Below are 23,044 nucleotides of genomic sequence, written 5' to 3' on the forward strand. Positions count from 1 at the left end.
ACGACCATCGATTGATGACGGCCCACGACATGACGAACGAGGATGCCATGACGACGTTGCCGAATGTCCAGACGCGGGGCGATTTGACGCTTGCGCGTCCGGAGCGAGCGGTGAAGAGCGAGAAGGCGGCCACGCTCGCGAATGCCGAGCTCGTGGTGGCGCGCGCCCAGGGCGTTTACTCCCAGACCATCCAGCAATCGCGCCTCCTCTCGGCCGTGTGCTTCTTCGCCGCGACGGGGCTCGCCGTGTGGAACATCTCGACGACCTTCATGATCGTCTTCCTCGCGCTCGCCGTGCTCGTGTCCGTCACGAGCCGGATCCTCGCGCTGCGCGCGTTCCGCCAGGAGATCGAACGCACGGGGCGCGCGCAGGGTTTGGCGGAGGATGCCGCGCAAAGCGTGGCGGCTGCGAAGACCGCGGCGTTCCGCGCGCGCGCCGCACGTGGCGACGCGGACGCGTTCGACGTCTGATCCGCTCGGAGCGCCCCGCCCGCCTGCGCGCTCCTTTCGCGCCGCGCGTCCTGACCGTTCCCGCGGGTTCGCCCTACATGCAGGGCGGGGCTTCGTGACCAAACACGAGCGAGCGGAGAGGAGGGCGTGGGAAGGCGAGATGTTCCGGCTCTTCGCCGAGAACGTCCTCGATTACGCCCTTTTCATCACCGACCCGGACGGCGTCGTCCTGAGCTGGAGCAAGGGCGCGGAGCGGCTCCTCGGGTATCGCGAGGACGAGGTCCTCGGCCGGTCCTCCGACCTCTTCTTCACGCCGGAGGACGTGCGGAGCGGCAAACCGCAGCACGAGCGCGACGAGGCCCTGGCGAGCGGGCGCGGGGACGACGATCGCTGGCACGTCCGCAAGGACGGCACGCGCTTCTGGTCGGCCGGCGTCGCCACGCCCCTCCGGGACGAGGCTGGGCTCCTCCGCGGCTTCGCCAAGATCATGCGGGACCGCTCCGACATCAAGCGGGTCGAGGAGGCGGAGCACGACCGCGAGCGGCAGCTCCACCTCCTCACCGACCGCATCCCCGTCCTGATCGCCCATTGCGACGCCGACCGCCGTTACAAATACGTCAACAAGCCCTACGCCGCCCGCTTCGGCCGCCGGCAGAGCGAATTCGTCGGCAGGCGCATCCGCGACATGCTCGGCGAGCTCGCGTATGCGGCCATCGAGTCGCACGTTTCGGCCGCCCTCCGCGGCGAGCGTGTCGAGTTCGAGATCGAGATCCCTTATGAGGACCTGGGCCCGCAGGTCATGCGGTGCGCGTACGATCCCGAGGTCGACGACGAGGGCCGGATCACGGGCTTCGTGGCGACCATCGTCAACGTGACCGAGTCCAGGCAGGCGAGGAAGGCGCTGCGCGAGACCGAGGAGCGGCTCCGGACCCTCAGCGACAACCTGCCGCGGGGCGCGATCTACCAGCTCCTCGCCGACGCCCAGGGGCACCGGCGATTTCTTTATGTCAGCGCCGGCGTCGAGCCGCTCGTAGGCTTCACGCCTGCCGAGATTCTCGCGGACGCCTCCGTCCTTTATGGCCTCGTGCACGTGGACGACCGCGCTCGCGTGGCCGCGCAGGAGATCGCCGCCGTCCGTGGCGTCGCCCCGTTCGATTGCGAATATCGGTTGTGGACGCGCTGGGGCAGCCTCGTGTGGATTCATTGCCGTTCGGGCCTCCGCCGCTTGTCTTCGGGCCAGACCATGTGGGAGGGCATTTTCATGGACGTGACGGCCCGCAAGGAGGCCGAGCAGGCGCTCCGCGAGGCCGACCGCCGCAAAGACGAGTTTCTGGCCATGCTCGCCCACGAGCTGCGCAATCCCCTGGCGCCGATCCGCAGCGCCGCGCAGATCCTGCGAATCGTGGGGATGGCCGATCCGCGGGTCGAGCGGTCCACGGCGATGATCGAGCGTCAGGTCCAGCACATGACCCGGCTCGTCGACGATCTCCTCGACGTCAGTCGCATCACGAGCGGGAAGATCAAGCTCAAGAAGGGCCACGTGGACGTCGCGGTGGCCGTGGGGCGTGCCCTCGAGACGGCGCGGCCGCTGCTCGACGCCCGCAAGCACGAGGTCTCCGTCGAAATGCCGACCGAGCCTGTCTGGGTCCACGCCGATCCGACGCGGCTCACGCAGATGGTCGAGAACCTCCTGACGAACGCGGCCAAGTACACCGAGGAGCGCGGGCGCATCACGCTCGCCGTCGAGCGCGCGGAGGACATCGCCTCGATCCGGGTGCGGGACACCGGCGTCGGCATTCCCAAGGAAATGCTGACCCGGGTCTTCGACCTCTTCACGCAGGTCGATCGCTCGCTGGCCCGATCGGAGGGCGGCCTCGGAATCGGCCTGACGCTCGTGAAAAACATCGCCGAAATGCACGGAGGCACGGTCGAGGCCTGCAGCGAGGGGCGAGGGAAGGGGAGCGAATTCATCGTCCGCCTGCCGGCCTTGCCGGTGACGGACCTGCCGTCGGGCCCGAGGCCTCCGGCGGGGGGCTGCCCCGCGGGGCCGCGCCGCATTTTGGTCGTGGACGACCATGCCGACGTCGCGGAGAGCCTCTCGATGCTCCTGCGAATCGCGGGGCACGAGGTCCACACGGCCCTCGATGGCTGCGCCGCGCTGGAAGCCGCGCGCACCTTCCGGCCCGAGGTCGTCTTGCTCGACATTGGTTTGCCCGGGATGAACGGATACGAGGTCGCCTCCGTGCTCCGGCGTGACCCCGCGCAGGCCGAGACCATTCTCATCGCGCTGACAGGCTACGGCCACGAGGAAGATCGCAGGCGCGCGAGGGAGGCTGGTTTTACCGCGCACCTGGTGAAGCCCGTCGACCTCGCCACGCTGGAGCGGGTCCTCGGGTCGATCGACACATCCCCTGCGCGCGCCTCCTAAAAGGCTAGGCGGGACGTATCTTTCGAGCTACCTTGGTTCGGCCCACGATGAAGCTCGACTTCGATGCGATGAGCCTGACGGAAATCATCCGGCTCCAGACCCAGCTCTCGCAGGTCCTCACGCGGCGCTTCGAGAAGCCGCTTGCCCTCGGCTTCACCGACATCGTCGGCTCGACGGCCTATTTCGCGCGTTTCGGGGACAAGGCAGGCCGGGCGCTGCAGCAGCTCCATCACGATCTCCTGGGCGAGTCGATCCACGGGTTCGGCGGGCGTATCGTCGACGTCGCGGGCGACGGCGCGTTCACCTGTTTTCCCGACGTCGAAAAGGCCGTCTCCGGGCTCGTCACGTTCCTCGAGCGCGCCTCGCAGGAAAACGGGACCCGGTCGCGTGATCATCAGCTCGTGGTGCGGCTCGGCGTGCACGCCGGGCCGGTGCTGACCGACGGCGTCATCGTATCGGGCGACTCCGTGAACCTGTGCGCGCGTATCGCCTCGACGGCGGAGCCCGGCGAGTTGCGCCTCTCGGCGGCGGCCCTGCGCGAGTCGCCGCCCGGCATGCGCGTGCGTGCCTGGCCCGTTCCCCCCGTGGTCGTCCGGGGGCACGCCGAGGCGCTCGTGCTCTTCCGCTTCGATTGGCGCGACGAACACCGCTTGCCCGGCAGCGTCGTCCTCCGCGAAACCGGCGACACCTTCGTTTTGCCGCGGCAGGACATCATCAGCTTCGGCCGGCTCCGCGGGGAGGAGGGGACGCGGGCGAATGACGTGGTCCTCGCGCTGCAAGACAAGCAGCTCGAACAGCTCGTGAGCCGTTTTCATTTCGAGCTTCGGCGCAAACCCGAAGGGTATGTGCTGCGCCCCGTCTCGCGCCAGCCGACGGAGGTGGATGGGCAGATGGTCGCGCCGGACCAAGAAGCGCCGATCCGGCCCGGCTCCGTCGTGCGACTCTCGAAGGCCGTGACCCTCGAATTCAAGGCCCGCCCGGAGGCGAGCCTGGGGAACGCCTCTCCGACGATCGAACCGAAGTCGAGCTGAAGGGGAGGACGCTCCTCGCCGAGGTGGCCTCGTCGCGAGCGCTCCGCAAAACGCTTGTGTTTTGCTCGTGCCCCGGCGCATGATCCCGCCCCGACATGGCGGGTGATTCGAACCTTTCGCGTCGGGGTTTCCTCAAGTTGTCGGCCGCGACGAGCGCCACGGCGGGGATCGTGGCGGGGTGTGAGGCCACGGCGCCTCCGCCTCCGCCCGAGCCTGCGCGCGGGGCCTTCGACCTTACCCGGAACTCCGGGGCGCTCCAGCCCGACGAGGTCGTGAGTGCTGCTTGCCAGTTCTGCAACTCCCTTTGCGGCCTGAAGGTCCATAAAAAGGGCGGGCGTATCATCGACATCCAGGGCGAGACGGCCGATCCGGTCCAGGACGGCAACCTCTGCGTCAAGGGCCCGATGATGGCGCAGATCGTCTACAACCCGCACCGCATTCGGACGCCGCTCCGGCGTGTCTCCGGCGCGAAAGGCTCCCCGGATTCGCGGTTCGAGCCCATCGGCTGGGATCAGGCCCTCGCCGAGATCGCCAAAAAGCTCGTCGAGATCCGCGATTCCACCGGCGCCGCCGGCGTCGCGAGCAAGACCTCGGGGCGGCTCGTGCGCGGGGTCGGATCCATCATCGGCCGGTTCTTTGACCTTTATGGATCGCCCAACGCGACCGACGTCGGGCCCGTCTGCAACGATGCGGGCGGCGACGCGCTCGCCTGGACCTTCGGCCTCGGCAATTTCACGAACGGCTACGGCAAGGACGGCATCACCGGGCAGGAGGACCTCGGCAGCTCGAAGTTTTTCCTCTTCTTTGGCACGAACCAGGCCGAGACCCACCCCGTCACGTTCGAGCACCTCCTCCGGGCGCGCGCGCGCACCGGCGCGAAGCTCGTCGTCGTCGATCCGCGGCAAACGCCGACGTCCGCCTTTGCGGACCAGCACATCGCCATCCGCCCGCATACCGACATGGCGCTCGTGTATGCCATGCTCGCGCATGTCCTCCGGCAAAAGCTCTACGACGCGGCGTTCGTCGACAAGTGGGTCGTCGGGTTCGACGCGCTCGTCAAGCACGTAGAGGCGCAAGGGTTTTCCCCGGAGTGGGGCGAACGGATGACGACCGTCCCCGCGAGCACGATCCGCGCCCTCGCCGAGGCGTATGCGAAGGCCCGCCCCGCGGCGATCTTCTGCAATGCGGGCATCTCGCATCAGATGAATGCGTTCCACACCTACCGGGCGATGGCGTTCCTCGCGGCCATCACCGGCAATGTCGGCCGGCCCGGCGGCGGCTGCAATTTCATGCACAACACCTGGCCGGGGGATCTGCGGTTGCCGAAGATCCAAGGCGAGGTCCCGGAGAAAAAGGGCCCCGGCCTGCTCGGGCCGGACGTGTTCCCGCGGGCGATCCTCGACGAGGATCCTTACCGCCTGCGCGCCGTGTTCCTGATGGGAAACCCGCTCGTCGACGGCGCGAATGCGGCGCGGGTGCGCGCGGCCTATGAAAAGCTCGAGCTGCTCGTGTATCCGGGCCTCTTCCTGGAGGAGCCCGCGCTCTACGCCGATTACGTGCTCCCGGTCCCGAGCGTGCTCGAACAGGAATGCATCTACATGCGCCGCGACGACCGCGCCATTCGCTGGTCGGACAAGGTCATCGACCCGATCGGCGAGGCGCGGCCCGACATTCACTTCTGGATCGACCTCGCCCACGCGATGGCCGCGATCGATCCAAAGCACCCGCCTTCGTACTGGAAAGACAACCTCCCGGCGGCGTGGAAGGAGTACCGCACGTTGTGGGACGAGGTCTTCGTCAAGAACACGCCGGGCATGGCGGGGATGACCTCGAAGCGCCTCCGCGAGCGCGCCGAGCCGCTCCGGTGGCCTTGCCCCGCCGAGGATCACCCGGGCACGAGCACGCTCTACCTCGACCACCCCTCGTGGGCCTCCGTGGCGAGCGCCCTCGGGCACGCAGGGAAACGATTCTTCACGCCGAGCGGCAAAATCGAGATCCACACGCCGGAGATCCACGATAAGCTCGCCCGCGCGGGGCACGCCGCGCTCCCGCCTTTTTATTCGCACCCCGAGGTCGGCGCCGGGGTCCCGACCGTCGTGCACCTGCCGGAAAAGGTCCCGAATCCGCTGCACCCGGGCTCGTCCACGCCGCGGGTCAAGCTCGGCGTGCCGCCGAACGAGGCCGCGCGCGCCGGGTTCCCGCTCCTCGGGATGATCGGCCGGCCGAGCGTCGTCCACTTCGCGACGATGACGCAATGGACGAACACCGGGAAGATGATGAACGGCCTCCGGCTCGTCCAGATCCACCCGCGCGCGGCGGCACGCGCGGGGATCCGCGACGGGGACGTGATCCGCGTGGAGAGCTCGCGGGGCGTGATCACGGCGACCGCGCTCCTCTTCGACGGCATTCGCGAGGACACGATCTTCGTGCCGAACTTCTTCGGCCCTGCGCAAAAAGTGGGCGACGATCTCGGGCTCCCGCGGTACGAGCCCGCGAACCTGCTCGTCGACGACGGGCATTTCGACGCGCTCTCCGGACAGCAGGCGTACAAGTGTTTTGCGTGCCGCGTCGTCCGGGCCTGAGCCTCCTCCCTATAGACCACGACCTCGGCCCCGCGGTAGGGTGAGGGCATGGACATCGGGCACCTCGTCGATTCGTATCAGCGCGACGGCTACCTCGTGCTGCGTGGCCTCTTCTCCCCCTCCGAAGTGCAGGAGGTCGCCGAGGAGACGGCGGCGCTCCTCGAACGCAAGGAGCTGATGGCGAAGAACAACCTGCGCGTGCGGTGGCAATACCATTACGAGACCTGCGAGCCCGTCTTCGAGCTCTTCGACCCGGTCACCGACATCGCGCCCAGGTGTTCCGCCTGGTTTCACGACCGCCGCATCGCCCACGTCCTCGAACAGCTCTTCCAGGACCACGCGCATCCCTTCAAGGACAAGCTGATCTACAAGCCCGCCGGCGCGGGCGGTTATCCGCTGCATCAGGACTTCATCGCCTGGCCCGGCTTCCCCGAGAGCTTTACCACGGTGGTCCTCGCCATCGACGCGGCGAACGCCGAAAATGGCTGCATCGAGGTCTTCCCCGGCGCGCACGCCCGCGGCTGCCTCGCCGAGCGGGACGGCAACTTCCACATGCTCTCCGATTCGGTCGTCGAGGGCTTTTCGCCCGTCAAGCTCACGCTCGACCCCGGGGACGCGGTCGTCTTCGGCGCGTTCATGCCCCACCGCTCGGACATCAACCGCTCCGGCTCGATGCGGCGGCACCTGCTCTACAGCTACAACGCCGAGCGCGATGGCAAGGCCCTCCGGGACGAGCACTACCAGGCGTTTCACCATTACCTGCGGACCATCTACGGCATGATGGGGCTCGCCGACCTTCATTTCCGCTGATCCCGAGGCCCGATGCGCTCCGAGAAGACCCACGTCTCGCTCAACGTCGGCGACCTTGGCAAGGCGGTCGCGTTTTATCGCGCCTTCTTCGGCCAGGAGCCGGCGAAGCATTACAAGGATTACGCCAAGTTCGAGCTCGACGATCCGCCGCTCGTGCTCTCCTTGGAGCCCGTGTATCACCGCAGCGCGGATTCGTTCAACCACCTCGGCCTGCGCCTCGCGGCCCCGGACTCCGTGGCGGGCATGCAGGAGCGCCTGAAGGAGGCGGGGCTCCTGACCGAGCGCGAGGACGACGTCGAGTGTTGTTATGCCCGACAGACGAAGTTCTGGCTCCTCGATCCGGACAAGAACCTCTGGGAGGTTTATGCCCTCACGGGCGAGATCACGCATCGCGGGAGCCTGAGCGCGTCGGACGCGCTCGCCGCGCGGGATCGCAGCGGCGTCGGCGCGACGTGGGAGCACCGGCTCGGCGACGCGCTCGTCTTTCCCTTGCCGCTCGCGGATGCCTCGATCGAGGACGTCAGGCTCCGGGGGACGTTCAACGTCGTCATGCCCGAGGAGACACGCCGGACGCTCCTCGCCGAGGTGCGGCGGATCCTGGTGCCTGGCGGGCGTGTCATGATTCACGGGCTCGCGAGTGATCGAGCGCTGCCGGGCGGGTTTCCTCGGCTCCCCGGGCCCGCGGCCCTGGTGCGCCATACCCCGCTCGAATCGGAGCCGCTGGCCTGGCTCGTGGACGCCGGTTTCGTCGGCCTCTACGTGCAGAAGCTCGGGGCGCGCCCGAATTTCGAGCATGCGGGGGCACGCATGCGCGAGCTCATGCTCGTGGGCTTTGCGCCGGCCGCGCCCGCCGAAGACGCGCCGCCGGGCATCGTCGTCTACAAGGGACCCTTTCGTTCGGTCACCGACGACGCGGGCCGCGTGTATCCCCGCGGCGAACGGGTCCCGGTCGACGCGGCCACCCTCGCGTCTTTCGAGCGGGGCCCGCTCGCCGATCAATTCGTGGTGTTGCGGGGCTGAAGGCGCGCGGAGGCAGCGCGCGCGTTCACCCGAACGTCGCCTCCGGATCGATTCCATCCGCTTTCAGGAGCGCCTCTTCCGCGCGCTCCGCCTGGGTCCCTTTCGGATGCGTATACCAGCCCTTGGGATCCGCCGTCTCGGGATTGTCGCGGACCTTCAGGATCGTGAACATCCCGCCCATGTCGATCGACCCGAAGGGCCCGGGCCCGCCGCCCATGGGGATCGAGTTCTTCGGCACCGGCATGCCCATCTCGGCCATGTCGCCCATGCCGCTTTGCCCCATCGTCATATAACTCGGTACGAGGCTTTGCACCCGCGGGTCGATCTTCCGCGCATTCGCGCCGACCATGACGGGCATCCCGTGGCCCATCTGGTTCATCACGTGGTGGGTCATGTGGCAATGAAACGCCCAGTCGCCGAGCTCGTCGGGGACGAACTCGATGACGCGCGTGCTGCCGACGGGCACGAGGACCGTGGTCTCGGGGTGCCGCGCGGCCGCTGGGATCTCGCCGCCGTCGGTCCACGTGGTCTCGAAGGTCAGGCCGTGGAAATGGATCGGGTGGTGATCCATCGCCGAGAGATTGCCGAAGCGGATGCGCACGCGCTCGCCGCGGCCCACGACGAGCGGCTCCGTCCCGGGGAACGCCTTCGAATTGAAGGTCAGCACGTTGAAATCGGTCATCTCGTTCGGGTCGGGCCGGCGTGAGCCCGGCGTGATTTTCCACTCGTGTGTCATCAACACAAAATCCCGATCGACCGCCGGTCCCTTCGGCCGCTTCGGGTGCACCACGATCATCCCCATCATCCCGAGCGCCATCTGCGTCATCTCGTCGAAATGGGGGTGATACATGTACGTCCCCGCGTGCCGGAACGTGAACTCGTAGACGAACGTCTCGCCGGGCTTGATGGGGCGCTGGTTGAGGCCGGACACGCCGTCCATCCCGTTCGGCAGAATCACGCCGTGCCAGTGCACCGTGGTCGGCTCGGGGAGCTTGTTCGTCACGTAGATCCGCACGCGATCGCCCTCGACGACCTCGATCGTGGGCCCCGGCGTCCGGCCATTGTAGCCCCAGCAATCGCCCTCCAGTCCCGGCGCGAACGTGTGCTTCACGGGCATCGCGACGAGGTGACCGATCTTCAAGCCGTCCTTTTCTTTGAGCGGGAGCGTCACGCCGTTCGGCGTGGTGACGGCGACCTGTCCGCCCGGGAACACGGCGCGCTTCGGCGCGGGGCGCGCAGGCGCGGCGCCGGGCTTTGCGTTTTGGCCGAACGCTTGCGAGGCGAGCAAGGCGCCCCCGGCGGCGACCCCGAATTGAACGAATTTGCGGCGATCCATGGTGCTTCTTCCTTGCCGTCAGTGCCCGGCCGCGGCGCTGTCGCCGCCCGTGGGGAGGTTGTTTCGCGTCGCGCCGGCGGGGCCGAGCGCGAGGCCGCGGTGGCGGCCGGCGAGGATCTGATCGAGCGCGGCGCGCGCATTCCAATAATCGAGGAGCGTCTCGACGTAGGTCAGGCCGGTTTGCGTGACCTGCCGCTGGCTGTCGAGGACCTGAAAGACGCTGACCTGCATCGCGTTGTACTGGAGCACCGTCTCCGCGAGGGCTTTTTCCCGCGCGGGCAGGACGACCTCGCGGTAATGGCGTGCGCGCCGCCCCGTGGACTCGACGCGGTTCAGGGCGGTCCGCACGGTCGCGCGGAGCGCCGTGGCGGTCGCCAGGTATCGCTCGCGCTGCGCGCCGAACTCCGAGCGCGCGCTGAGGACCGTGCCCTGGTTGCGATCGAAAATCGGTAACCCCACGGTGACGTGGCCGCCGATCTCCCACACGGAAGCATCCCGCTCGCCGTGGAAGCCGCCCGAGATATGCGGGAGGTTGCCCTCGGTCCGCGCGAGCCCGGCGCGCTTCGAGGCGGCGCGCATGCGCGCGTCGAGCTCTTGTAGCTCGAAGCTCGACGCGACGGCGCGCTCCTCGACCCGCTCGAACACGAGCGCCTCGGCCGGCGGATCCGCGAGCCTCGCTTCGATGCTCCACTGGGTCTGCTCGCCGGAGAGCCCCAGCGCCACATGCAGGGTTTCCCGCGCGTCGAGCAGCCGGTTCTCCGCCTCCGCGACGTCGACGCGCGCCGCCTCCACCGCGGCCCGCTGATTGGCGAGATCCACCTCGGGGAGATTGCCGACGTGATGCAACTCCTCGGCGGCGGCAAACCCTGCCTGAAACGCCTTGAGCGCGCGGACGCGGAGATCGAGCTCCTGCTGGCGCGCCTGCACCGCATAAAACGCCGTCCGGGCGGCGTAGGCCATGTCGAGGACTTGCCCTGCGACGCGGAGCCGTTCGGCGGCGAGCTCGGCTTCGGCGACGCCCTTGCGGAGCGGGAGGATCAAAAGCCCGCTGAGGTTGTATTCGATGCCGATGTCGAGCTGGAGCGGCTGCGTGGGATCGTCCGGGCGCCGGACGCTGAGATCGATTTCGGGGTTCGGCGGCAGGCCGGCCTGCACGAAGCGGCCGCGGGCGATGCCGATCTCGTAAAACGCCGCGCGCAGCTCGCGGTTCTGCGCGAGCGCGATCCGCACGGCGCCGTCGGCGTCGAGTGGCTTCGCGAGGAGCTTCGGCACCTCCGCCGCGGTTTTCTCCCAGTCTTCGTCCTCGCCGGGCACGGAGACGGCGAGATCCCGCCGGTTTCGCGCCGCGAAAATGTCGTTCACCTCGCCCACGTGCTGGGGGAGCGAGCCGCTCGCGCAGCCGGCGGACAGGCCCAGGGCGAGCGCCAGCGCGGAGAACGAGAAAAAAGGCCTCGTCGTCATGGAAGGTTCACCCGGTCAATGCTTGTGGCCGTTATGGCCGCCGTGGTCCCCGTGGCCGCCGTGATGCCCGTGGTCGTGGCCCCCGTGGTTTCCGTGCGGGTGGCCGCCCTTGTCCTCCGCGGCGCCCTGGGCGTCGGGAAGGACGCAGGGTTTTCCGGGCACGCAGACGCCGGCCTCCAGCGGATCCGCGGACGCGAGGACGGCCGCGACGGGGGGACGGGGCGCCGGGGGCGCTGCGGGAGATGCGGGAGAAGTGGGCTGGTAGGCCGAAGGGACCTCCGGCCCGCTGCAAGCGGACGCGAAGAGCAGGACGAGCAGGCCCAGCGTGGTCTTCATGCGGTGACTCCGAGCTCCTTTCCATGCGATCTCGCAGGGATGCGGGGCCCCGATCCATCACGCGGCCGCCGCAGGGTCGCAACCCTCGCCCCTGCTGACGCAGACCGGGTCCGAGGATTACACCGCGGTCATGCAGGGGCAGCGCCGGGCTCGGCGGGGTGCGTTGCGCACGAGGAGGGTCATCGCGACCTCGGTGCGGCCGACGACGAGAGCGCCGAACAGTTCGGCTCTCTGGCACGTCACCGATGCGCGCGTAGAGCGGAGCTTTTTACGGCCGAATCCCGAGGAGGGCGAGCGCCTCCGACCAGAGGGGCCAGAGGTGGCGGTAGCAGTGGGTCGCAATCATGACTCCGCCCGTCTCCAGGCGGCGGACATGATAAGGGGCGTGTCGCTCCATGAAGCACCGATGCGCGTAGGTATCGACGTTGACGACGACCTTCTGCTCGGCGTGTTTCTCCGCTTCCAGGGCCTCCAGGGCGCGGCGCTCCGCCTCCACCCATTGCGCATCCGGTACGGCGGCGGCGGTCTCGAGCGCCTGCAGCAACACCTCCGGCGGGGTCTGGAGAATGGCAAGGACTTGCTCCCGGGAGAGCTCCTCGTCTTCCGGCAATCGCGCGCGGGGGACGCGGCGGATGGATCCGGCGTGCAGGCCGCGGGTTTCTTCGTGGTCGGAGGCATCGGAGTCCTCCCCCAGGTGGTCGATGAGGAGCTTCGTCGTCGGTGCCAGGCCGACCGTGGTTCCCTTCGGCGCGGCCTCCACCCGCGCCGCCAGCGCGTCGAGGGAGAGGCCCGCGACGTATTCGACCCGATCGCCGTCGTGGAGGTGAAGCCAAGAGAGCGCCACGTCTCGCGCCACGTGGAGGTCGACGTTGTATGTCGCCGACAATTCGAGCGGCGCATTCCACCAGAAGCCCTCCATCCTGCGGTCCTTGTCCCGTACGGTGACGCCGCCGGCCTTGACGCGCCCGCTCGCGTCGGGCGCGCAAAACCGGCGGAGAATGTTCTCGATGTCCTGCTGAGCGAACCGCGCGAGCATCGCCGCGCCGACGGGGACCGACAACACCTCGTGCGACGCGGCGACCTCCACTTCGTTCAGAAACATGTAAGTGCGACCGTAGTTGACCGTGAGCGGCTGGACGGCGAACTCCTCGCTGCCATACCTTGCCGCCTGGCAAAGAACCGACAGATTGGCGAACCAATCCTGGCCGGGCATGTGGACGGTCACGTGCGCGGTCGCCTCCGATGTCGGCGTGAGATGCGCACGGATCAGTTTGATCATCTCTTCTAGCGAAATGGGATCGCGGTAGATCTCCTCCTCCACCCCTAGCGTCGATATGTGGATGTTCTGTGTTTGCCAAGTGTGTACGTAGCTCGGTGGCCGCGTGTGCAGGGCGGACAGCGCAGCTACATAGGCATCGATTTTGTTTGCCTCGTCGGCATAGGCATAGACATCGGGTTCGGAAACTACGCTCATGGTTCGAGGCTCCTTGCGTGGAGGCAGGCCGCCCATACCACGCTCGACGTCGTGGGCAAACGTCTTTCTGAAACCGGGCGCCCCTCGGCTCGGTCACAGCTCCAACACGTGAACGACGAGGTCGGGCCTCGCGGACATTGCCACGAACTTTTGGGTTTTGAAGTTGAACAGCTTCCCGTCCTTCGGGATGTAGTCGTTCTTGTACCCCGCGCCCTTGGGTGCGATGATCTGCACCCTCTCCACGAGACCGTCGAGGTTTTTACCCTTGAGCGTCGTCACGGCGCTGTTGAGCTGCTTGAGCACCTTCGTCACATCGACGCTGCCCGAGGTGACGGCCTTGACCTCGCTGAGGACGAGCCCGTCGGTTTTCGAGATCGTGGCGAAGTCCGGTACCGGCGAGGTTTTCGCGATCCCGAGCGCGTCCCGCACGCTACCCCCCACCCCGAGCACCTTGTGCCCCTTGTCCTTCATCAAGTGGAGGATGGCCTTGCGCTCGAATTCGTTCGCGAAGTCCGTGATGAGCTCGACGCTCCCGTGTTGTACCCCGAGCCCCTTCCATTTCGTGATAAAGCGGTTTTGGAGCGCCAAGCCGAGGTCGTCCCCCAGGTTCACGACCTGCTGCGCGATCTCCTTGGCCCCCGGGGTCACCCCCGCGTTTTTCACGCCCTTCATGGGCACGATGACGCTGCCGATCCCGAACCCGATCGCCGAGAAGACGCGCTCTCCCGTCGTGAGGTCCTTCCCCCCGGGCAAACAGAACAACTTGCCCGTCACCGCCTCACACAAATCGAGTGCCGGCCCCGCATACGGCACGAACCCGATCGCAATCCGCGACGACGCATGCACCAGCGTCTGCATCACCTCCGCATACGCCGCCGCCCCTTCCCCGACGAACGACATCGCTCCGGCAAATGCACGTACCGTCTCCACGAAGGAGCCCTGCTCCGGCCCGAGCGCGATCGCCTCCCACACATTCAGGCTCTCCTTCATCTGCTCCGCCATATCAGCGAAAGCATTCTTCAGAACCCCATCCACCTGCGCCCGGACATCCGCGGGGATCGGCGAATCCAGGAACCAGTCCGACGCATCCATGAACTGCCGCACGTACTCCGTGACGCGAATCTGCGCCTGCAAGAACGCGCTCGTCTCCGCCTGGGAAATACTCACCCGCGCGGCCAGCGCCTTCTCGATCGCCGCCGTATTCGACCTCCACGCCCGCACATTCGTCACGAAGTCCCCGCGCAGGATCACCTTGCCGCCCTGCACGTCCTGCGAAAGCGCTTCAATCACCGCATCCGCATACGCCGCATAAGGATCCTTCCCCGGATCGAACGCCCCCGCCGCGCCCGAGACATCGGGCACCTCCACCCACGGCACCTCCGACGACGTCAGCGAATACTCCCACGGATCCTCCGGCGAAAACCCCGCCGCCCGCGCCTCGCCCGTCACCAGATCCGCCACCGCGTCCGCCTGCGCGCCGAAATGTTCGAGCAGGCTCGCGAGTTCGTCCTTCAATTCCTGCACGCTCTTCTTCAAATCCGCGAGGAGCTGCTTCAGCGCTTCCCGCGTGGCCTCGTCGACCACGTCTCCATACCGCTCCAGAATCGCGTCGAGGTCCACCTCGCTGATCTCGTCGAGCGGCCGCGACACGAGGTCGTGCAATTCCGTGTCGATCTGCTGGAGCAGATCGAGCCTCTCCGCGAGGTTCGCGGCCTTCGACGCGTTTTCGATGAGCCATTTCCGCTCCGCCGCGATCTCGACCTCCAGGTTCGCGATGGCCTGCGCGAGCGGTGGATTGATCTCCGACAGCGAGAGCCCGACCTGCGTGCTGCCGCTGAAAGCCGTCCCGTCGCGCCGGACGTGGAAGAGCGGTTTTTGGATCCCGAGCGGGATCGAGACGAGCGTCACGAAGTTCTGCGCACGGACGCAGGTATCGTTGCCCTTGGCGTTCTGGACGCCGAAGGTGAATTCGTTTGTGCCCATCCGAAGCAGCACCGAGTCGAACGGCGCCTCCGCGACGTTGCTCCGCGGGCCGTTCGGGATCGCCGCGTAGGCCCCCGGGACCTCGAACGTCGCGAGCGGCATCCGGTTCGCGTGGAAATACGCACCACCGGGGATGTTCAGCCGGGCATCCTCGCAAGAGTTGCTCTCCTGGAGCATCTCCCAGTGAACGCTGTACGGCGTCCCCGCCCGCGCATGTGCAGGCACGAGAAGCGCGAACACCACGATCCAGCAAACAAGCAAGCGATTCATGTCCCCTCCGCGCCACGCAATGCGGCATCATGCAAAACGGCAGCCCCCTTCACATCCCCCGCCGCGAGCTTCGCCGCCGCCGCGTCGAGGAGCGCGCCTCCTACCCCTTGCGCCTTCATCGTCGAAAGCCCGGTCTGCACGAGCCCCGGCAACGTCGTCGCGCGGTACGTCGCCGCCGCCTTGAAATGCGGGCGCATCGCGGTGCAGCCGGCTTCACGCCACGACGACGAAGGCAACTCGCAGAGCGGGCGCATCTGCAAGAGGGCCGTGACCTCGTCGTACCGCTTCGCGAGGTACGGGATCCACAGTTTCACCCCCAGCGGAGGGGCCTTCTCGAACGCGAGCACCTGCGCCTCCGCGCTCTCCTGGAACGTCGCCTCCGCCTTCGCGATCTTCGCTTCCGCCACCTGCGCCCGCACGTCTTGGCTCTCGTCGAGCAACACAAGCGCTTGCCTCCGCATCGTGATCCCGAGGAGGAGGGACATCGCCGCCCGATCACTCCGGCGCACGCGCCGATCGACATACCCGAGCATCGCGTGGATCGATCGCTGCGCGCTCGATGTCATGTCCGGGCTCTGCGTGGCATGCGTGACCATGAAATCCACATGCGGCGCGAGCACCTCCTGCGACGTGACCTCGAATTGGGTGATCTCCGCCGAGAGCTTCATCGCCCGCAGCACCATCTCTTGCGGCCCCGCGCTCGCGTCATGGGCCGCTTCGAGGATCACCGCCTCGATCGCGTCGAGTTCGGTCACGGTCGCCATCGACGCCTTCGCCGCGAGCTTTGTATACGTGTCCATCTCCCCGGACTCCGTCTTCCGATACGCCGTGAAGTCCGCGGCGAGAGCCGCATAGGCCGCCGACAGCGGCCCGACATCGAGCGTCACCTCGTCGAGGACCCCCTGCACGGCGCCCATGGAAAGCTTGTCCGCGGCGATCTCCGCGACGAGCGGGGCCTTTTCGCTGTTCGCCTTCGCCACGAGCGCCGCCTCGAAGCCTCCCACGGCGTCGATCGGCTCTTCGGCGAGCAGCTCCTTTTGCTGGATGCGAGCCGACGCGAGCAGGTTCCGGAGCCGGCCCTCCATGCTCGCCTTGTACGACTCCGCGCTCCGCTGCTCGTCGCGTACATACCCGAGGGCTCGATCCATATCCACGAGCCACCGCGCCATGTCGCCCGGGCTCGTCACGAGCGTATCGAGCGTCATCCCCTCCGGCCGCTCGGCCCACATCTCGATGGGCAGGGTGCCGCGCGCCGCCGCTTGGTTCCACGCGCGCGCGGGCCCCTCGCCCGACGAGACGCAATGCTCGTTTCCCCCCACCGGCGCCGCGCAAATGCGACTCTGTCCTTCCTCCTCCCCGAACGACCACAAACATCCAGGCAACACGGCGCCCGGCGCCGCGACGACGAGCGCCGCGACGAGAAGACCCCCTCGTCTCATCTGGAAACCCCTCCTGCGATGATCTGTTGCCTATCTATCTGGGGGACGAACGAGTCGGGCAAGACAAATCACGAGATGAGCGGACGTTGTACGTCCGGGGTCGGGCCCCACGCTGCATGGCCTGCCCTCGAACCCTCGGGGCGCATCCCCTCCGACGCAGACCGGGGGTCAAGGATGGATCCCGTCGGGTCCGTGGAGGCGCTTGTCGAGCGCGCGCTTTCCCCGGCGAGGGTGTGATAGGGGTCCGTGAGGAGATGAATTCATGAGCCAAATCGTATTGATCACGGGCACGTCCTCGGGAATTGGCCTCGCGACGGCGGTCGTCTTCGCCAAGGCCGGCTTTCGCGTCGTGGCCACGATGCGGGACCTCGGCAAGGCGACGGCGCTGCGCGAGCGAGCGGCGCGCGAGGGCGTCGAGCTCGACATTCGCCAGCTCGACGTCGTCGACCCGGCGTCGGTCGACGCCTGTGTGAGCGGCGTGCTCCGGGACCACGGGCGGATCGACATCCTGGTCAACAATGCGGGCGCGGGGTACCTCGGGACGCTCGAGCACACGCCGATCGCGGCGGCGCAGCGCGCCATGGACCTCAACTACTTCGGCGTCTGGCGTGTCTCGCAGGCGGTGTTCCCGGGCATGCGCGAGCGCGGCGCGGGGCGCATCATCACGGTGTCGAGCCTGGGCGGCGTCATCGGCACGCCGTTCAACGATGTCTACTGCGCGGCCAAGTTCGCGGTCGAGGGGCTGGTCGAGTCGGCGGCGCCCGCGGCGAAGGTGCTGGGGATCCACATGTCGCTCATCCAGCCGGGGCCGGTCGCCACCGAGTTTGCAAACGCGGCCGCCCCGCCTCCGGGGGAGGACTCGCTGCCCGCGGACGGCCCTTATGCCGAGATGTACAAGACGTACCGCCAGAACTTCGGACAGGCCACGAGCACGCCGCAGACCGGCGATGACGTGGCGCAGACGATCCTGGCCGCGGCCACGGACGAGAAGCCGCACCTGCGCTACCAGACCTCGGCGCTCATGCGCACGCTCGCCAGCCGCAAGCTCGTGGATCCCTCGGGCGACGCGTACCTCGACCTGATGGTCGGCATGATGGCGACGCCGCCGAAGGCGTAGCGGGAGGCGCCCGCGTTCCTCGGCGTGTTCTCGTGCGCAGGTTTTCGGCGCGCGAGGGTGTTTGAACGTTCCAAGGGGGGCGAGAGAACGTGACGCGCGGGTGTTCGAACGTCACGAGACCCACGTGCGACGGTGACGCGCAGGGGATCGAACGCTTGGAGAGGCAGAAGCAAGCGTGACGCGCGGGTCTCCAAACGTTCGGAGACCCGCAAGCGACGGTGACGCGAGGGGGGCCGCGCGTTTCGAACCGGCACGCGCAACCGTGACGCGAGGGTGTTCGAACGTTTGGAGACCCGCGCGCGACGGTGACGCGAGGGGCCTAGGACGTTTGGAGACGCGCAGGCGACGACGCCGTCCCCCTGCGCGCCGCCACCGCGGCCCTCAAGGGCATTCGAACGCGTGCGTCGCGCCGGCCACGTCATCCGTGAAGAGCCGTATCTGCGCCTGGACGGGCCCTTTCTCCGCGGCCGGCGCCTTGCAGCAGACCGTCGCCGAGACCTCGTCCTCGGCGCTGACCCGGAGTCCCTTCGCGCCTTCGGGCAACCGAACCTTCGTGAGGGCCGGGCTCGTCAAAAGCCACACGGGCTCGCCCCGGTCGAGCTCGGCGCAACGCAGGGTCAGCGTCACGCAACGGTTGCCGCCGTCGTTCGCCGCCGCCGCGCTCGTGCTCGCACACGGAGGCTTCAGGTGAACCGGCGGATGCTTGATGAAATCGGGCTGCGGCTCCGCGTCGTTTGCCGCCGGGGCCTTTTCGTGGTTCCCCGGCGCCGCCGTCACCTGCGGCGCCGCCGAGGCGACCGACTTTGGCCCCGGCTCCGGGGCCCCCTCGTCGCGACGTGAACAGCCCGTGATCCCAAGCACGAGCACGAGCGTGGCGAACGCATAACGATCCACCTTGAAAGTCCGAGATCGATCAAGCACGGCGCCCCTCGTAGAACAAGAGGCGGGAGGCGTCCATGCGACATCGTGACGCACCGTCGCCCTACGCCCGTCATGCTAGTCCTCGGCCTCCGTTATCGAAGGAGACCATGAAAATGAAGAACAAGGTTCTCGGCTCGCTGGCCATTGCGGGCGTGCTCGCTGTGAGCGCCTCGGCGCAGGCCCATATCGCCGCGGTGGCCCCGACGGCCATCGCCGGAAAGACCCTCATCGTCGAGCTCGGCGTCGGCCACGGCTGCGAGGGGGCGGACACCTATGCGATCACCGTCGACATCCCCAAAGGCATGACCTCCGTGCGCCCCATGGAGAGCGATTTCGGCAAGACCTCGCTCACCTATGACGCCGTCGACACCGCGCTCGTGACGAGCGTGACGTGGCAGAAGGACGAAGCGGACGCCCTCCCCAAGGACACGAACTATTACAAGATCGCCTTCCGCGCGAAGCTGCCCGCCGCGCCGTTCACCTCGATCTATTACAAGGTTCATCAGGTCTGCCGCGCCGCCGACGCGACCCTCTCGTACGCCGAATGGGTCGCCCTGCCCGGCGAGACGGGCGAGCCCGCCGCCACGCAAGCCCTCGTCCCGGATCACCTCCCGGGCTGGAACAAGTTCACCGTGCCCGCCGACGTCCCCGACTTGAGCCTCTATTTCAAGGATGCGCTCATCGTCTGGCGTGGCTCCGATGCCTACAGCTTCAATGACGCCACCGTCGAGCTCATCAAGGGCACGCAAGGCGTCAACCTGCTGTCCGCGGACGGCGTGAAGGCGAATGACGAAATCTGGGTTCGTTACTAGCCGGAAGGGGGCCGTGATGAAACGTTGGCTCTTCTTGGCCACCACGGTGGCCTGTCTGTGGGGCTGCTCCGACGAGCCCGCGCAGAATACGAGCACTTCCTCTTCGAGTGGCGCCGGCGGCAGCTCGTCTGCAAGCTCCTCCAGCGGGAGCGGCGGCGCGGGCGGCGGGGAGCCCACGGCGATCGTCTCGTGCATCGACGAGGTGGATGCATTGCCGAGGCCGCCGAGCGGGAAGTTGCCCTGCGAGTACATTCCGCCTGGCCTCGCGCTTCCTCAATGACACGGTCTGCCGCGCGCCATGCGACAATCCGCCGCATGGCCGAGCGGCGCGTCGTCGGTGATACTCCCGCGCATGCGCGCCCGAGAAACGGCTTTCTCCTTTTTTTCTCTCCTCATGGTGTCCGCCCTCGGTTGCTCGTCGAGCGGCCCTCCTTCGGGTGAGGACCCCCAGGGCGCGTCCTCGACGGGGCAAGCGCCGGACGCCGGCGTCGACCTGGGACCCAACGAGCTTCCCTGCGACGTGCGTGAGGTCCTCGAAGAAATCTGCGTGAGCTGCCACGCGTCCCCTGTCGCGGCCGGGGCGCCCATGCCCCTCGTCACGCGGCACGATTTCCTCGCGCTCGCGGGCGACACTGGCAAGACCGTCGGGGAACGGAGCCTCGAACGAATGCACCTGGCGGCGGCGCCGATGCCGCCTTTGTCCGAACCCCCCGCGTCGACGAAGCAGGTGGAAGTCTTCGAGCAATGGGTGGCCGCGGGCATGCCGGCGGGGTCGTGCGGGGCCATTCCCGACAAGCCGGCGGAGACGACGTGCACGAGCGGCAAGACCTGGGATCCGGCCGCAACGTCGACGGCCCAGATGAACCCGGGCCTCGCGTGCCGCGCATGTCACAAGACCCAGGCCTCGGATTTCAATTACTTCTTCATGGGCACGGTCTTTCCCGCGTTCCACGAGAAGGATCTTTGCCTGAGCCCGCCGCCGCCCGGCGCGAAGGTGGAGATCCTCGACACGACGGGCAAGGTGACGATGACGCTCCTGCCGAACGCCGCAGGCAACTTCATGTCGAGCGCGGTCGTGGCGGGCGTGCCGGTCCCTTATTCGGCGCGGCTCGTCGCGAATGGAGTCACGCGCTCCATGACCGGGCCGCAGACCGACGGCGATTGCAACAAATGCCACACCGAGCAGGGCACCGAGGGCGCGCCGGGTCGCTTGGTGTGGCCCCGCGTGTACGACGCGCCCCCGATGCCGTCGCCTCCCGTGCTCGACCAGGTCATCCCGATGGGAGACGCGCTCCACGTCACGTGGACCGCGACGGGCTGCGACAAGATCCTCCTTTATCGCAACGAGAACGGCGGGGCCTTCTCGCTCGTCTACACGCTCGGAGGCAGCACGATCGAGCAACACGACGACGGCGCTTATTCGTCGGTGACGGTCTACTGCTATCGCGCGCAATGCAAGGCAGGCGGGGTGGACAGCGTGGACTCGAACGAGGTCTGCGGGAGTCCCTGAGGCGTCTCCTCACGAGCCGCCGTGCCGGGGCGCCGCCCTGGGCCCCGCGGGGTCTGATCAATCGGAAATCAAAATCTGCTCGCTCACGGATCCCACCTCGCCCGTCACCGGGTCCGTGGACTGCCACGAGAGCACCGCCGAGCTCACGCGCGCGAGCGAGGAGCGCTGGATCCCCGTCACGCGGAACGGCCCGGTCAGGCCGTTCATCTGCGCCGGCCCGAGCGGGCCCACCGTCACCCGCGCGAGCGTCCCCGCGGGGGTCACGCCGGAGAGGATCAAGCTCATGTCCGTGAGCTCCCGGCCATAACGAGAATCAAGCTCCACCACGAGCCAGGCCGGGTCGTGGACGGAGCCAAAGTGAATCACACACGAGCCACAAGGTGGGCTGTCGGGTTGCGGGCGCACCCAGGGAGGGATGGCGAGGCTCGGAACCTGCTCGCTCGGCGCCGGGTCGTCGCTCGGCGGAGGCGCCACGAACGCGGGCGCGTCCTCGAACGCCGCGTCGAGGAGCGCGAGCCCACCCGGGAACAAAGGCGGATTCTGGTCGGATCGAGGCGGGATGGGCGCGCAGACGAGGCCCGGCGGGCACGCGGCGTTGTTCCCGAGCGAGCAGACCGCCACGAGCGCGGCGCAGAGCGAGGGGCGTTTCACCTCCGCCGGCGAGGGCACGTCCGCGACGAGGTTGGTTCGTTCGCCCGATGCGTATACGAGCTCCAGGAGCTCCCCCGCGGTGAGGCTCGGCCGGTAGGCCCACGCCGCCGCGGCAATCGCCGACACCGCCGCCGCGCCGAGCGAAGTGCCCGTGCGCGGCGCGGGGAAGGGCCACGACGGCCCCGCGGCGACGCCCTGGAGCGCGAGCGCGGCGAGGGGCGGCATGCCCTCCGGCCTCGTCCGTGCAATGGGTCGATCCGCATACTCCAGCCCGCCGACGGCATGCAGCAGCGGAGGCTCGCGGCCCGGCGGAAACAGGGGCAGGCCACCGGCGAAGGCATTCGTGTAACCCGTTCCTTCGAGGGACGTGCAGGTCCCGGAGGCCGGCCCAGCATCGACCGTCCAGGCGGCTGGACAGACCAATCCGTGGGGAGGGCTCGGGCCGCCCCTGTCGTTGCCCGCGGCGGCGATGACGGCCGCGCCATGGCAATGGGCGTGGACCAGGGCATCGTAGACCGACGCCGAGACCGCATTCGACGCGGGATTGCTGTCGCAGCCGAGCGCGGGCTCCCAGCCGACGCTGAGGTTGACGACGAGGCGCGGATGATCGACGCCGGCGCCGAGGAGGAGGTGATCGGCGCGGTCTTTTTTCCACCGCTCGACGGCCATGACGATCGCGCGGGCCAGGTCGAGCCGGGTGCCGACCAGGCCCCCCTTCGTGAAATCCGCCTTCTCGGCGTCGATCCGCGGGAGGGCGAGCTCGGTCGTGACGCGCGCCGCGCAATGGCCCCCCGCGGGGCAGGCGAGGTCTTTCGCGAGCCAGCCGAGCAGATAACCATGGTCGAGCGTGCCGAGCGGGAGGGTCCCCGCCACGTCGTCGGGCGAGGAGTCGGCCAGCGCGATGCGCACTTCGGCCGGCCGCTTGCTCCCGAACGTGAGCGGGCCGAAGCTGCCCATCCGCGACAGGTATTCGGCGTGCAGCCATTCGCGCGACGCGTCGGAGAAACCGTCCGCGAGCGGCCCGACCACGACACAATCCTCCGCCAGGCCGAGGACACCCGCGCCCGCGAGCTGGACGCCGAGGTTGTTCACGTCCGCCGCCGCAGGCAACCCGGGCGCGGTCCATGAATAGAGGCAATAATCCGCGAGGTACGGCGGCAAGGGGGGGCTGCCCGCGGGGACGCCGAAGGCCGGCCCGCCGATCCAGCCCGGGGGTGGCATCGGGCACGCGCCAGTCGTGGACAGGCCCACCCAGCGCAGGCCCGCGCATCCCGCCGTGGGCGTCGAGGTCCCGCCCGCCATGGGGGAGAGCCCTGGGGACACGTCGTGCAGCGGCGGGGGCTCCGGAGTGCAGCTCGTCGAAAGAACGAGAGCGGTCGCGAAAGATGCGAAGGCTGAGAGGACGCCGGGCCCT

Annotated in this window: 18 protein-coding genes; 10 read left to right on the plus strand and 8 right to left on the minus strand. The window is 68.2% G+C overall.

Going from position 1 to position 23,044, the window contains the following annotated elements; all coding sequences use genetic code 11:
• Positions 1–29 precede the first annotated feature (29 nt).
• The 6 genes from QHF89_RS23380 (at position 30) to QHF89_RS23405 (ending at position 8,320) form a co-directional block, all read left to right on the plus strand.
• Entirely contained in the window at positions 30–470 is a 441-nt protein-coding gene (locus QHF89_RS23380) for a hypothetical protein (protein WP_136931134.1), read from the plus strand.
• A 139-nt stretch (positions 471–609) separates the two neighbouring features.
• The gene (locus QHF89_RS23385) at positions 610–2,877 is read left to right on the plus strand and encodes a hybrid sensor histidine kinase/response regulator (protein ID WP_284720851.1); all 2,268 of its coding nucleotides are present in this window, start codon (positions 610–612) and stop codon (positions 2,875–2,877) included.
• A 47-nt stretch (positions 2,878–2,924) separates the two neighbouring features.
• Positions 2,925–3,908, plus strand: a complete 984-nt coding sequence (locus QHF89_RS23390) for an FHA domain-containing protein (RefSeq protein WP_136969739.1) — start codon at positions 2,925–2,927, stop codon at positions 3,906–3,908.
• Between the two features lie 95 nt (positions 3,909–4,003).
• Entirely contained in the window at positions 4,004–6,490 is a 2,487-nt protein-coding gene (locus QHF89_RS23395) for a molybdopterin-containing oxidoreductase family protein (protein WP_136969740.1), read from the plus strand.
• Between the two features lie 48 nt (positions 6,491–6,538).
• On the plus strand, positions 6,539–7,300 hold the full coding sequence (locus tag QHF89_RS23400; RefSeq protein ID WP_136969741.1) for a phytanoyl-CoA dioxygenase family protein: 762 nt from the start codon (positions 6,539–6,541) through the stop codon (positions 7,298–7,300).
• 12 nt (positions 7,301–7,312) lie between these two features.
• Positions 7,313–8,320, plus strand: a complete 1,008-nt coding sequence (locus QHF89_RS23405; protein ID WP_136969742.1) for an ArsI/CadI family heavy metal resistance metalloenzyme — start codon at positions 7,313–7,315, stop codon at positions 8,318–8,320.
• Between the two features lie 25 nt (positions 8,321–8,345).
• Here QHF89_RS23405 and QHF89_RS23410 read toward each other — a convergent pair whose 3' ends face one another.
• From QHF89_RS23410 to QHF89_RS23435, 6 genes are all read right to left on the minus strand, one after another.
• Positions 8,346–9,656, minus strand: a complete 1,311-nt coding sequence (locus tag QHF89_RS23410; protein ID WP_136969743.1) for a multicopper oxidase family protein — start codon at positions 9,654–9,656, stop codon at positions 8,346–8,348.
• Between the two features lie 18 nt (positions 9,657–9,674).
• Positions 9,675–11,117, minus strand: coding sequence for a TolC family protein (locus QHF89_RS23415; RefSeq protein WP_136969744.1), 1,443 nt, complete (start codon positions 11,115–11,117; stop codon positions 9,675–9,677).
• A gap of 15 nt (positions 11,118–11,132) precedes the next feature.
• The gene (locus tag QHF89_RS23420; RefSeq protein WP_136969745.1) at positions 11,133–11,453 is read right to left on the minus strand and encodes a hypothetical protein; all 321 of its coding nucleotides are present in this window, start codon (positions 11,451–11,453) and stop codon (positions 11,133–11,135) included.
• A gap of 268 nt (positions 11,454–11,721) precedes the next feature.
• Positions 11,722–12,927, minus strand: a complete 1,206-nt coding sequence (locus QHF89_RS23425; protein ID WP_136969746.1) for a hypothetical protein — start codon at positions 12,925–12,927, stop codon at positions 11,722–11,724.
• 93 nt (positions 12,928–13,020) lie between these two features.
• On the minus strand, positions 13,021–15,180 hold the full coding sequence (locus QHF89_RS23430) for a hypothetical protein (RefSeq protein WP_284720852.1): 2,160 nt from the start codon (positions 15,178–15,180) through the stop codon (positions 13,021–13,023).
• A complete protein-coding gene (locus tag QHF89_RS23435) occupies positions 15,177–16,619 on the minus strand; it encodes a hypothetical protein (protein ID WP_136969747.1) in 1,443 nt (480 codons plus the stop codon). Before QHF89_RS23435 ends, QHF89_RS23430 begins: the two co-directional genes overlap by 4 nt.
• Before the next feature lie 262 nt (positions 16,620–16,881).
• Here QHF89_RS23435 and QHF89_RS23440 point away from each other — a divergent pair, with 262 nt between their 5' ends.
• Positions 16,882–17,736, plus strand: coding sequence for an SDR family oxidoreductase (locus QHF89_RS23440; RefSeq protein WP_136969748.1), 855 nt, complete (start codon positions 16,882–16,884; stop codon positions 17,734–17,736).
• A 381-nt stretch (positions 17,737–18,117) separates the two neighbouring features.
• Here QHF89_RS23440 and QHF89_RS23445 read toward each other — a convergent pair whose 3' ends face one another.
• Complete coding sequence (locus QHF89_RS23445) at positions 18,118–18,657, minus strand: hypothetical protein (protein WP_136969749.1); 540 nt, start codon at positions 18,655–18,657, stop codon at positions 18,118–18,120.
• A 113-nt stretch (positions 18,658–18,770) separates the two neighbouring features.
• Here QHF89_RS23445 and QHF89_RS23450 point away from each other — a divergent pair, with 113 nt between their 5' ends.
• The 3 genes from QHF89_RS23450 to QHF89_RS23460 all read left to right on the plus strand — a co-directional run bounded on the left by QHF89_RS23450 (position 18,771) and on the right by QHF89_RS23460 (position 20,979).
• On the plus strand, positions 18,771–19,469 hold the full coding sequence (locus QHF89_RS23450) for a DUF1775 domain-containing protein (RefSeq protein ID WP_284720853.1): 699 nt from the start codon (positions 18,771–18,773) through the stop codon (positions 19,467–19,469).
• Between the two features lie 16 nt (positions 19,470–19,485).
• Entirely contained in the window at positions 19,486–19,749 is a 264-nt protein-coding gene (locus QHF89_RS23455) for a hypothetical protein (protein WP_136969751.1), read from the plus strand.
• A gap of 72 nt (positions 19,750–19,821) precedes the next feature.
• Complete coding sequence (locus QHF89_RS23460) at positions 19,822–20,979, plus strand: hypothetical protein (protein WP_136969752.1); 1,158 nt, start codon at positions 19,822–19,824, stop codon at positions 20,977–20,979.
• Positions 20,980–21,036: 57 nt separating this feature from the next.
• On the opposite strand, the gene QHF89_RS23465 is transcribed toward QHF89_RS23460, so the two are convergent.
• Complete coding sequence (locus QHF89_RS23465) at positions 21,037–22,932, minus strand: S8/S53 family peptidase (protein ID WP_136969753.1); 1,896 nt, start codon at positions 22,930–22,932, stop codon at positions 21,037–21,039.
• Positions 22,933–23,044: the final 112 nt, after the last annotated feature.

The sequence above is a fragment of the Polyangium sorediatum genome (assembly GCF_029946465.1).
In the GTDB taxonomy this organism is placed as follows: domain Bacteria; phylum Myxococcota_A; class Polyangia; order Polyangiales; family Polyangiaceae; genus Polyangium; species Polyangium fumosum.